The 11,862-nt window shown below is 69.5% G+C and carries 8 protein-coding genes; 7 read left to right on the top strand and 1 reads right to left on the bottom strand.

The genetic code is table 11. The annotated features are described in order from the left end of the window. Window positions 1–24: 24 nt before the first annotated feature. The 5 genes from ACT3S2_RS10320 (at window position 25) to ACT3S2_RS10300 (ending at window position 6,955) form a co-directional block, all read left to right on the top strand. Window positions 25–2,163, top strand: coding sequence for a cytochrome c oxidase assembly protein (locus ACT3S2_RS10320; protein ID WP_444554842.1), 2,139 nt, complete (start codon window positions 25–27; stop codon window positions 2,161–2,163). Then, window positions 2,153–2,986, top strand: coding sequence for a hypothetical protein (locus tag ACT3S2_RS10315; protein WP_444554843.1), 834 nt, complete (start codon window positions 2,153–2,155; stop codon window positions 2,984–2,986). The genes ACT3S2_RS10320 and ACT3S2_RS10315 overlap by 11 nt, the downstream gene beginning before the upstream one ends. A 131-nt stretch (window positions 2,987–3,117) precedes the next feature. Beyond that, on the top strand, window positions 3,118–5,067 hold the full coding sequence (locus ACT3S2_RS10310) for an NHL domain-containing thioredoxin family protein (RefSeq protein WP_444554844.1): 1,950 nt from the start codon (window positions 3,118–3,120) through the stop codon (window positions 5,065–5,067). A 155-nt stretch (window positions 5,068–5,222) separates the two neighbouring features. Continuing rightward, on the top strand, window positions 5,223–5,663 hold the full coding sequence (locus ACT3S2_RS10305; protein ID WP_444554845.1) for a MarR family winged helix-turn-helix transcriptional regulator: 441 nt from the start codon (window positions 5,223–5,225) through the stop codon (window positions 5,661–5,663). 5 nt (window positions 5,664–5,668) lie between these two features. After that, window positions 5,669–6,955 (top strand): MFS transporter, encoded by a 1,287-nt coding sequence (locus ACT3S2_RS10300; RefSeq protein ID WP_444554894.1) that lies wholly within the window; start codon window positions 5,669–5,671, stop codon window positions 6,953–6,955. A gap of 6 nt (window positions 6,956–6,961) precedes the next feature. Here ACT3S2_RS10300 and ACT3S2_RS10295 read toward each other — a convergent pair whose 3' ends face one another. After that, on the bottom strand, window positions 6,962–7,954 hold the full coding sequence (locus tag ACT3S2_RS10295; RefSeq protein ID WP_444554846.1) for a hypothetical protein: 993 nt from the start codon (window positions 7,952–7,954) through the stop codon (window positions 6,962–6,964). A gap of 491 nt (window positions 7,955–8,445) precedes the next feature. On the opposite strand from ACT3S2_RS10295, the gene ACT3S2_RS10290 reads away from it, so the two are divergent. Both ACT3S2_RS10290 and metE read left to right on the top strand, forming a co-directional pair. Then, a complete protein-coding gene (locus ACT3S2_RS10290; protein WP_444554847.1) occupies window positions 8,446–9,381 on the top strand; it encodes a methylenetetrahydrofolate reductase in 936 nt (311 codons plus the stop codon). Window positions 9,382–9,444: 63 nt separating this feature from the next. Beyond that, a complete protein-coding gene (gene metE / locus ACT3S2_RS10285) occupies window positions 9,445–11,835 on the top strand; it encodes a 5-methyltetrahydropteroyltriglutamate--homocysteine S-methyltransferase (RefSeq protein ID WP_444554848.1) in 2,391 nt (796 codons plus the stop codon). Window positions 11,836–11,862 lie beyond the last annotated feature (27 nt).

Here is an 11,862-nt window from a genome sequence, read left to right as displayed (position 1 = left end):
AGGCATGCGGACAGGGATGCAACGATGAGCCAGGGCGTACTACCGGAGAAGGTGTCCGGCGCGGGCCCCCGTGGCCCGGAACGTCGGCCCGCGTCGACGTGGCGCCCCGACCTGGTGCTGCCGGCGATCCCGATCGGCGCCCTCGTGCTCGTGCTGGCCCTGCAGTTCTCTGGGGCGGCGAAAGGCACCGAACTCTCGGACCCGGGGGCCTTCACCCGGTGGGCGTTGCCCTTTGCCACCCTGATCCACCACAGCGCCATGGCCGTCACCATCGGGGCCCTGGTCTTCGCGGCCACCGTCCTGCCGAGGTCGACCAAACCGCATCGGGCCCGCAAGGGCTCGCACGGGACCGACGGTGGGGAGGTGCACCCGGCCTTCGCCCGGACGATGAACATCGCGGCCGGAGCGGCCATGGTGTGGACCCTGGCCGCGGTGGCCGTGCTGATCCTGACCTTCTCCGACGTCTCCGGCCTGCCGCTTTCAGCGGATGCCGCCTACACGGACTCAATGAAGGACTACATCCTCAACATCTCGCTGGGCCAGGCGTGGGCCTGGATGATCGTGATCGCCGCGGTGGCCAGCTCCTTGGCCTTCGTGGTCCGTTCCCCGGTGGGGGTGGGCCTGAGCGCCGTCTTCTCGCTCTTCGGGATCATCCCGCTGTCCTTGATCGGCCACGCCGCCGGAGGCGACGACCACTGGGGCGCGGTCAACGGGATCCTGCTGCATCTGCTGGGCCTGTGCATCTGGGTGGGCGGGATCGTCGTGTTGGCCTGCGTCGCCCCACAGCTCCAGACCCCGGCCCCCGGGAAGTTCTCCTCCACCCGGCCGGTGCTCGCCGGCGTCGTCCTGCACCGCTTTTCGGCCCTGGCGACCATGTCCTTCTTCGTGGTCTTCGCCTCCGGGGTGGTCAGTGCCACCGTCCGCATGGACCATTGGTCGCAGCTGCTCAGCGGCTATGGCGGTCTGGTGCTGATCAAGGCGGTACTGACCCTGGTGCTGGGATTGATGGGGCTGGGACACCGGCGCTGGGTCATCCCGAAGCTGATGGCCGGCAAACTGCGGGCGACCACGACCGCCTGGCGGATCGTCGCCGGCGAAGTGATCGTCATGGCGGCGACCATGGCGGTGGCGACGGCCCTGTCGCGCACCGCGCCTCCGGTCCCCGAGGAACTGCCCCCCGAAGCAACTCCGGCGCGCATCCTCACCGGCTACGATCTGCCCCCGGAACTGACCGGATCCAGTTGGCTGACCGTCTGGCGCATGGACTGGCTCTGGTTGGCCGTGGTCATCTTCCTGGCCATCGCCTACCTCCAGGGGATCCGTACGCTGCGCCGTCGCGGCGATTCCTGGCCGGTGATGCGCACGGTGTCCTGGTTCCTGGGGTTGATCGCCCTGTTCTACATCACCTCCGGGGCGATGGCCGTCTACGGCGTCGTCCTGTTCTCCATGCACATGGTCGGGCATATGGCGATGACCATGGTGGCCCCGTTCTTCCTGGTCCTGGGCACGCCCATGACCCTGGCGTTGAAGGCCATCCCCGCACGCGCCGACGGGACTCGTGGGCCCCGTGAATGGATGCTCGCAGGGATCCACTCGCGGTTCTCCAAACTCGTCACCCACCCGCTGTTCGCGGCAGCGAACTTCGCCGGATCGATCGTGCTGTTCTACGCGACCGACGCCTTCCATTTCGCCCTGGCCGAACACACCGGGCACGAATTGATGAACCTGCACTTCCTGCTCACCGGCTACATCTTCGCCCTGAACATGATCGACGGCGATCCGTTGCCCCGCCGGGCGCCCTACCCGATGCGGCTGGTCATCCTGCTGGCCACGATGAGCTTCCACGCCTTCTACGGCGTCTCCATCATGGGCAGCGAATCGCTGATGCAGGCCAGCTGGTTCGGCAACATGGGCCGGGATTGGGGCCCGACCCCCCTGGCCGACCAGAAGCTCGGGGCCGGGGCCATGTGGGGGATCGGCGAGGTACCCACGCTGATGCTGGCTCTGGGGGTGGTGGTGACCTGGAACCGGTCCGACACCCGCGAAGCCGTGCGCCGGGACCGACAAGCCGATCGTAACAACGAAGCCGATCTGGCTGCCTACAACCAGATGTTCGCGCAACTGAAGGAGCAGGACCGGAGGTACGACGCCAGTGGCAGGTAAACCAGCCGGCAGGACACCCCCGCCGGGGGTCCGGGCCCAGAAGACGGCACTGGTCGTGGCCCGCTGGTTGGCCTTGGCGGTCCTCATCGTCGCCATCGTGATCGCGGTGACCAGCTGTTCCTCCGACGCCGGGGGCGAGTCCACCGCCTCGGGGGAGGCCGCCGAGGGGTCGGGCAGTGCCACGGCCCCGCCGGCAGCAGCCTCCTCGCGGCCCGCCCCCTCGGGTGCTGCCGCCGAGGCCGTGGCCGCCGGCGTGGAACGGGCGGCCTCCTATAACTTCACGCTCTCCGCGGTGGCCTCCGATGCCGAACTGGAGTCCCTGTCCGCGGATCCGCAGGACACCCTGGAAGGGGCGACCGTAAAGCCGGCCTCCTGCCTGGACGCGGTCCGGCAGCTGAACTGGTCCCCGGCCCAAGGAGGCCAGGACCCGGCCCGCACCGACTTCGCCGCCGAGGGGGTGGAAGCCACCGGATCCATCGAAGTCGCCCGGGTCACCGACCGGGCCCAGCTGCGCAAGCATTATGCCACCGTGAAGCAGATGCTCGGGGACTGCTCCGAAGTGACCCTGTCGATCTCCGGATCCGAGGTCCCCCTGCGTAGCAGCGCCCCCGAAACCAGCCCGGAGGCCGGAGCGGAATCGGCGTTGCTCTGGAGCAGGGCCTCGACGGGCAGCGAGCTGGAACAGCAGGCACTGGTCCTCATCGGCGAACGGGCGGGTCAGGTCGCGATGGTTTCGTTCATCGGGCCCCGCGGGATCGACGACCCGAAGTTCGCCACCATGGCCGACGGGATCCTGACCGCCACGCTGAACGACCTGGGCTGAGCCGGCCCACGCGGCCTGCGCGCCGGCGGGTTTCGGTGCCGTGGGGCGTCATCGATCCCGCTGCCGGGAACAACTGAAGCCATACTGGGGTTGGGACCCCATGCCAGCCAACTACCAACGGGAGCCGTTACATGAGTGCAGATTCCACCACCGATTCAGTCCGTGCCGCCTACCGGGTGCGCGGCTCCGAGCTCGTGGGCCGCAACTGGTTGAATACCGGCGGCAAGGAACTGGGGCTGAAGGAACTCCGCGGCAAGATCGTCATCCTCGATTTCTGGACCTTCTGCTGCATCAATTGCCTGCATGTGATCGACGAACTGCGCCCGTTGGAGGAGAAGTACCGGGACCTGCTGGTCATCGTCGGCGTCCACTCCCCGAAGTTCGAACACGAAGCCGACCCCGTCGCACTCGCCTCCGCCGTGGAACGCTACGAAATCGCCCACCCGGTGCTGGACGACCCGGAACTGGAGACCTGGCAGGCCTACTCGGCCCGGGCCTGGCCGACCCTGGTGGTGTTGGACCCCGAGGGCTACGTGGCCGCCCACCTCTCCGGGGAGGGCCATGCCCCGGGCCTGGAATCGCTCATCGAGGAGCTCGTGGCCGAACACGAGGCCCAGGGAACACTGAACCGCGGAGACGGCCCGTACGTCGCCCCCGCCCCGCGGGAAGGGGACCTGCGCTTCCCGGGCAAGGTCCTGACCCTGCCCGATGGCACGTTCCTGGTCGGGGACACCGGACACCACCGGATCGTGCAACTGGACTCGGATCTGAAGACGGTGCTGCGCACCATCGGTTCCGGGGAACGCGGTCACGCCGACGGTACGGCGCAGGCGGCTTCCTTCAACGAACCGCAGGGCCTGGCCCTGCTGCCCGCCGAGGTCGCCGGTCGGACCGGCTACGACCTGGTCGTCGCCGACACGGTCAACCACCGGCTGCGCGGGGTGGACCTGGCCACGGGCAACGTCACCACGGTCGCCGGCAACGGCATCCAACGCCTGCTCGACGCCGAACAGGCACTCGCCGCCGGTGAGGCGGCGAACGACCCGGATGCCTGGATCAGCGATCTCGGGGACGACCCGCTGAACACCTCGCTGTCCTCGCCCTGGGACGTGCTCTGGTCCGCGAAGGCCTCCTGCGTCATCGTCGCGATGGCCGGAACCCACCAGATATTCGCCTTCGACCCGGTGACCGGGGCCCTGGACGTCTTCGCCGGCACCGGGCTCGAAGGCCTGGAGGACGGGGCCCCCGGCAGGTCCTGGTTCGCCCAGAGCTCCGGACTGGCCGAAGGGCCCGCAGGGGAGATCTGGGTGGCGGACTCCGAGACCTCGGCCCTGCGCGTGCTGCGCGTGGGCCAGTCAGGATCCGTCGACACGGTCGAGACGGCCATCGGGACCGGGCTCTTCGACTTCGGGTTCCGTGACGGCCAGGCCGCCGAGGCACGCCTGCAGCACCCCTTGGGGGTGGCCGTGCTGCCGGATGGTTCGGTGGCGGTGGCCGATACCTACAACGGGGCGGTCCGCCGCTACGATCCGGGCACGTCGTCGGTCACCACCCTGGCCCGTGACCTCGCCGAGCCCTCGGACGTCCTGCTGGACACCTCGCTCGACGGGGACCCCGTCCTGCTGGTGGTCGAGACGAACCAGCACCGGCTGGTCCGGCTGCCGCTGCCCCATGAGGCGCTCAGCGTCGACGAAGGAGCCTCGCAGACCCAGCGCCCGCAGACTCCGGTCGCCCCGGGCGGGCACCGGATCAGCGTGCGCTTCTCCGCTCCGACGGGGCAGAAGCTCGACGACCGGTGGGGGGATCCCACCCAGCTGAAGATCTCCTCTTCACCCGAGGAACTGCTCCTCTCCGGCGGGGGGACCTCCACCGGGCTGCACCGGCAGTTGGAGCTGAACCCCGAGGTCCCCGAGGGCGTCCTGCACATCACGGCCCGCGCCGCGGCCTGCGACGGCGAAGCCGGGGGAGCGATCCCCGATCATGCCGCCTGCCACCTGTACCAGCAGGACTGGGGCATCCCGGTCGTGTTGCGTCGGGACGGCGATGACGGGTTGACGTTGGATCTGCGCGGACTGGACTGAGTCATTGCGGGGGCGCTCCATGACGGAGCGCTCCCGGGTTCGTGACGGGAACCATGGCGCACGGGAAACCAGCGGAGTATGGTTAGCAGTGCTAAGCAACTAATTCCCCGTGGTGGATGCCGCCCGTCCGCCCCGGAATCGTGACCAGGAGTCCAGTGTCCCCGAATGCCCCCGAACCGGTCGTCGATGACGACCTCGCCGTCCACCTGCGGGTGGCGATCATGCGTGTATCGCGTCGGCTCCGGGTCGACGTCGGGGCGGGGGCGGTCACCGCAGGACAGTATTCGGTCCTGATCTGCCTCGGGAAGGAACCGCGCACCCTGGGCCAGCTGGCCGAGCGAGAGCGCGTCCAGGCGCCCTCGATGACCCGGATCGCCAAGGCGCTCGAAGAACAAGGCTACGTCGAACGCAGGACCAGCCCCGAGGACGGCCGGCAGGTCCTCATCGCCATCACCGACGCAGGCCGGGCCATCGTGGAGGACGTCCGGGGCCAGCGCACCGCCTGGCTCTCACGGCACGTCGCCGAGCTGGGCCCCGCCGACCGGGCCGTCCTGGGGCGCGCCGCCGAACTCCTCAAGGAGATGAACGCCTGGTGAGCAAGATGTTCAAGGCCCTGGGATCGCCGAACTACCGGCTGTGGGTCTCCGGTGCCCTGGTGTCCAACATCGGCACCTGGATGCAGCGCGTGGCCCAGGACTGGCTGGTGCTCACCATCCTCACCGACAACTCGGGGACGGCCGCCGGCATCACCACCGGTCTGCAGTTCGTCCCGATCCTCTTCCTGGGCCCCTATGCGGGACTGGTCGCCGACCGGTACAACAAACGCAAGCTGCTGCTGGTCACGCAGAGCGTCATGGGCCTCTGCGCCCTGGTCATGGGGCTGCTCGTACTCACCGAAACCGCCGAACTATGGCATGTCTACACCCTGGCCTTCGTGCTCGGCCTCGCCAGCGCCTTCGACTCTCCTGCCCGGCAGGCCTTCGTCTCGGAGATCGTCGGCCCCGACGACGTCCCCAACGCGGTGGCGTTGAACAGCGCCTCCTTCAACCTGGCCCGGCTGGCGGGCCCCGGGGTCGCCGGACTGGTGATCGCCGCGGTGGGCACCGCCCCGGCCTTTTTGATCAATGCCGCCAGCTTCGCCGCCGTGCTGTTCTCGATCTGGAAGATGAAGCCCGAACTGCTCCACACCCCCAAACCGGCGGTCCGCGGGAAGCGACAGATCCGCGAGGGGCTGCACTATGTGCGCAGCCGCCCCGATCTGGTGATGATCCTGGTCCTGGCCGGCCTGATCGGCACCTTCGGACTGAACTTCCAGATCACCAACGCGATGATGGCCACCGGGGTCTACGGGGTGGGCCCGGGCGAATACGGTTTGCTGGGTTCGGTCATGGCCGTCGGCACCCTGGGTGGGGCCCTCCTGGCGGCCCGCCGGGGACGGTTCCGGCTGCGCTACCTGATCGGTGGGGCGATCCTTTTCGGCGTCTTCACCACGGCCGCTTCGGTCATGCCGACGTTCTGGCTGTATGCCATCGCCCTGGTCCCGGTCGGGCTGGCCTCCCTGACGTTCCTGAACAGCTGCAACACCTCGATCCAGCTTTCCGTCGAACCGCGGTTCCGCGGCCGGGTGCTGGCCATCTACGTGATGGTCATCCAGGGCGGAACCCCGATCGGTGCCCCGCTGGTGGGCTGGCTCGGCACCGAATTCGGAGCCCGCTGGTCGATCGCGGCCGGAGGGCTCATCGCCCTGGCCGCAGGGCTCTGGGCGCTGCAGCATGTGCGCAAGGGCAAGCTGAACAAACCGGTCTTCGCCACCGTCGAGGACCCCCAGGACCCCCAGGACACCCGCGGGGGAGGGGTCCCCACCAGCAGTGGGAAACCGACGGCGTAGTCCGGTTCAGTCCCCGACGACGGGGGTGACGGTCACCGAGTCCCCGGAGACCTCCAGCTTGGCGGTGAACCCGAAGTCGTGCCTGACGGTGTTCCCGCTCTTGGCGCCGGTCATCAGGTTCTGCTCCACCAGATTCAACGAGGTGCCGACCTTCAGCGAGCGCAGGACCCATCCGCCGTCGTACGGGCCGACCTTGACCTCGGGGTAATCGGTGATCTTCCAATGGATCGAATCGCCGGCCACCCGGGATTCGGTGTTGTAGCTCAGCGGGCATCCTGCGGGCTTGAGGACCTGCTGGGCGGCACAATCATCGAGATATTCATGCAACTGGTCGTCGATTTCCTGGACCAGTTCCTTGGTCGGCTTCGTCGTCAGTTCCAACCCATCGGTCCCCGCCGCGGAGGGGGAATCGACGACGACCCGGCGCTTGGCCCCCTGGAAGTACTTCTCGCGGTAGCTGGCGTCGACCACGGCCGGCAGGAAGACCGGAAGCTTGGCGGTGCCCTTGGTCAGCGGGGCATCCTCGCCGTTGACGCGCACCTGGTTGGTGGTATCGGCCGATACCGAGAGCTGCGGCATGTCGGTCGCGGCGAAATGCCAGCGGTCGAAGAACAGCCAGTCCCGGCCGCTGCGCTTCAGATGGAACATGGTCTGGTGCTTCTGCCCGTCCACCGTGTAGTTGGTGGCGACTTCCACCGCGCCATCGGTGACCTCCCGGGCGTCTTCGACCTGGAAATCCTGGATCGGTTCCACGGAGGCCTGCAGTGCCTCGCCGTCGAGCAGCACGGAGTTGCCCTGCGGGGTTTCCGGATCGAGCAGCCCCATCGCCTGCTCGCCCTCGCCCTCCTGGAGCAGGGAGAAGTACTGGCCCACCTGTTGTTCGGGGCTGAAGACCTTCTGGTTCACCAGGGTGATGGTGATGACCGCGGCCACGGCAAGGACCATCAGTGCGGCCAGCCAGGCGGCCAGGACACGGATGGGCGGGGAAGCGTTTTTCACCTGCTCCACGTTACCGGGAATGCCGGCGCCGCGGTGGACCCCCGACGACGGCGAGGCAGGAACCGGCGACGCGCGAGAGTATAGGGCGCTGTGGGCCCGCCCGCCACCGCCTGCCGAGGCCTCCCGTCATGGAGCCGTCATATGACGCATCCAGGGCCCCGGATGACGGCATACGAGCCCGGATCCGCGCAACATCGGGTCATGTTCCCGATCATGACGCGGCCGGGTCGACGCCGCTTGCCGTGGCGCTGCGGGGCTGCGTTAGATGGTTGGACCAACCCATCAAGAGCGGCCGAGAGATCTGGATCGATGACGCCGCAGCAACCACCGCCCCCCGGAAGGACCGGGGACCAGGCGACCGGTGCTCCCGCCAGAAGCGATGGAGACGCATCCGCGGACCCCTCGGAACCACGGCCGCCCGTGGCCCCGGGGGATCGTTCGATCCGGCGCAGGCCGGTGCGCTCCCTCGCACCGACACTGCGAGGAACCACATGCCCCATGACAGCAACGGCACGGCCCCACCGGCCCTGTCCTTCGAGCTCTACCCGCCGCTGGACAACGCGGCGGTCCCGAAGGTCGTGAAGACCATCGGGGAACTGGCGGCCGCCCGACCCGACTACGTCGCCGTCACCTACAGCGGGGCACCACAGCGCCGCGAAGCCACCCTGGAACTGGTCGGGCATCTGGCCGCCAACACCCGGTTGCGCCCGCTGGCCCACCTGACCTGCGTCGGGGAGAGCCGGGCCTCGTTGACGTCCCTGGTCGAACGCCTCATCGGCCTGGGGGTCCGCGGGGTCCTGGCCCTGCGCGGGGACCTGCCGGAGGACCGAAGCACCTCGCGGGGGGACCTGCCCTTCGCCGGGGACCTCATCGAACTCATCCGCGACGTGGAGGGCAGCCACTCCGCCGCCCTCTGCGGCGGACGGCTCTCCGTGGGCGTCGCCGCCTACCCGCAACGCCATCCCGAATCACCGTCCTTCGAACACGACGTCGAAGTGCTGTTGGCCAAGGAACGGTCCGGCGCCGACTTCGCCATCAGCCAGGTGTATTTCCGTCCCGGGGACTACGCCCACCTCCTGCAGTGCGCCCGCGAGGCGGGGGTGGGCATCCCCATCGTGCCCGGGCTGATCGCCTTCGACTCCGTCCGGCGGTTGACCCGACTCAGCGAACTGGCCGGAATCGCCCCGGACCCGGTGCTGGCCCACCGGCTGGAAGCCGCCCGCGACGGGCAGGAACGCCGCCGGATCGGAGTCGAAACCGCGGTGGAGCTCGGGCGCAGCGCCCTGGCCGACGGGGCCCCCGGTCTGCATCTGTACACCTTCAACGACCACCGCGGCCCGCTGGACGTGGTCGACCGCCTCGGCCTCACCGGCCGGTTCGGCGATCCCGCCCCGCAGTACGGCCGGCTCACGGCAGTACCCGCCTGAGCCGCGTCACCACCGCCCCACCGAACCACCCACCCAATGACCACCACCGACAGGAGCACCACCATGAGCACCGCGAACTTCCCCGCAGCAACCATCCTCGGCTACCCGCGCATCGGACCGAACCGCGAACTGAAGAAGGCACTGGACGCCCACTGGGCCGGACGGCTCGACGCGGCCGGACTGCAGGCCGCCAGCCAGGCGCTGCAGGAGGGCACCATCTCCCGGCTGACCGAACTGGGCCTCTCCGCCACCGACTCCTCCATCCCGGCCGACTTCTCCCTCTACGACCAGGTCCTGGACGCCACGGTCGCCCTGGGCGCCCTGCCGGCCCGCTTCGCGGACCTGGCAGGTCCCGACGGATCGATCGACACGGAGGGCTACTTCACCCTCGCCCGCGGTGATGCCGAGCGCCAGCCGCTGGAAATGACCAAATGGTTCGACACCAACTACCACTACCTCGTGCCCGAAATCGGCCCGGAGACCCCCTTCGCCCCGTTGGCCCACGCACTGACCAGCCTGATCGCCGGGCACCGGCGGGCCGGCAGGACGCTGCGCCCGGTCCTGGTCGGACCGGTCACCTACCTGCTGCTGGCCAAGGCCGAGGACGGGGCACCGGAAGGCTTCGACCCGCTCGACCGCTTGGACGACGTCGTCGCCGCCTACCGCGGGATCCTCGCCGCCCTGGCCGATGCCGGAGCCGAATGGATCCAGCTCGACGAACCCGGTCTGGTCACCGACCGCGGGGCCGCCCATACGGGAACCGTCGAACGCGCCTACCGTTCGTTGCTGGCCGCCGACGACGGCGGAACCTCCTACCACGGCGGACACCGTCCTGCCGTGCTGGTCACCACCGGCTACGGGACCGCCGGGTCGCGGGACACCCCGGGGGAGACCCTGGCGGTGCTGGCCGAACTCGGGGTCGACGCCGTCCACGCGGATCTGCGGCGCGGGGCCCTGCCCCAGGCGGAGACGCTGCTGCGCATCGGGGCCTTCGGGACCCGCTTCGTCGCCGGGATCGTCGACGGACGGAACATCTGGCGCAACGACCTCGACGCCTCGCTGGGCACGCTGGAGAACCTGGCGGAGACCACCACGGCCCCCTCGGTGGCCACCACCACCTCGCTGTTCCACGTCCCGCACCGCCTCGACGTGGAAACCTCCCTGTCCGCTGACCTGGCCGACTGGCTGGCCTTCGCCGACGAGAAGGCCACCGAGGTGTTGACCCTGGCCCGCGGCCTGGCCGAAGGCTCCGGGGCCATCCGGACGCAGCTCGACGCCGCCACCGCGGCGCGGGCCGCCCGTGAACACGGCGCCGGCGTCCACCTCGAGGCTGTGAGGGCGCGTACCGCCGCGCTGGCCCCGGCGGACTTCGAACGCGGCGACGCCGCAGCCCGGGCCGGAGACCAGCGCGAACGCCTGTCGCTGCCGTTGCTGCCGACCACCACCATCGGTTCCTTCCCGCAGACCACCGAGGTCCGCACCGCCCGCGCCGCGGCGCGGAAGGGAACCCTGTCCGAGGCCGACTACCAGCAGTTCCTGCGCCGTGAAATCGCTCGGGTGATCGAACTGCAGGAGGACATCGGCCTCGACGTGCTGGTGCACGGCGAGGCCGAACGCAACGACATGGTCCAGTACTTCGCCGAGAACCTGGATGGTTTCGCCGCCACCGAGCACGGGTGGGTCCAGTCCTACGGGTCCCGCTGCACCCGGCCCTCCATCCTGTGGGGGGACGTGATCCGGCCCGAGGCCATCACCGTGGAATGGACCCGCTACGCCCAGTCGCTGACGGCCCGCCCGGTCAAGGGGATGCTCACCGGACCGGTGACGATCCTGGCCTGGTCCTTCGTCCGCGACGACCAGCCGCTGGCCGAAACGGCGAACCAGGTGGCCCTGGCCCTGCGCGGGGAGATCGCCGAACTCGAGGAGGCAGGAACGGCCATCATCCAGGTCGATGAGCCGGCCCTGCGTGAACTGCTGCCGCTGCGGGCCACCGACCAGGACGCCTACCTCGACTGGGCCGTCTCCGCCTTCCGGCTGGCCACCTCCGGGGTCGGGGATGCCACCCAGATCCACACCCACCTGTGCTATTCGGAATTCGGTGAGGTCATCAGCGCCATCGACGGTCTCGACGCCGATGTCACCAGCCTCGAGGCGGCCCGCTCCCGCCTGGAGGTCGTCGCCGACCTGGCCGGCTTCGGCTACCGCCGCGGCATCGGGCCCGGGGTCTACGACATCCACTCCCCGCGGGTGCCGACCGAGGAGGAGATCGCCGGGCTCATCGACACCGCCTTGCAGGGGCTGGACGCCTCCCGGCTGTGGATCAACCCCGACTGCGGGCTGAAGACCCGCGGCTACGCCGAAACCGAGGAGTCGCTGCGCCATCTGGTGGCCGCGGCGAGATCCGCCCGCAGCGGGCTCACCGCCGGGGAACCGGCCGTCGTCGCCGGAGCCTGATCCCCTTCCGGTGCCGTGCCGGTTCCG

Origin of the sequence: Arthrobacter sp. AOP36-A1-22 (genome assembly GCF_052377615.1) — a bacterium.
In the GTDB taxonomy this organism is placed as follows: domain Bacteria; phylum Actinomycetota; class Actinomycetes; order Actinomycetales; family Micrococcaceae; genus Arthrobacter_H.
This window is presented reverse-complemented; position numbering and strand designations above follow the sequence as displayed.

What these genes read in the sequence shown, in the direction of transcription:
- ACT3S2_RS10320 (WP_444554842.1), top strand. Translation starts at nt 25, where the DNA reads ATGAGCCAGGGCGTACTACCGGAGAAGGTGTCCGGCGCGGGCCCCCGT.
- ACT3S2_RS10310 (WP_444554844.1), top strand. Translation starts at nt 3,118, where the DNA reads ATGAGTGCAGATTCCACCACCGATTCAGTCCGTGCCGCCTACCGGGTG.
- metE (WP_444554848.1), top strand. Translation starts at nt 9,445, where the DNA reads ATGAGCACCGCGAACTTCCCCGCAGCAACCATCCTCGGCTACCCGCGC.
- ACT3S2_RS10300 (WP_444554894.1), top strand. Translation starts at nt 5,669, where the DNA reads ATGTTCAAGGCCCTGGGATCGCCGAACTACCGGCTGTGGGTCTCCGGT.
- ACT3S2_RS10290 (WP_444554847.1), top strand. Translation starts at nt 8,446, where the DNA reads ATGCCCCATGACAGCAACGGCACGGCCCCACCGGCCCTGTCCTTCGAG.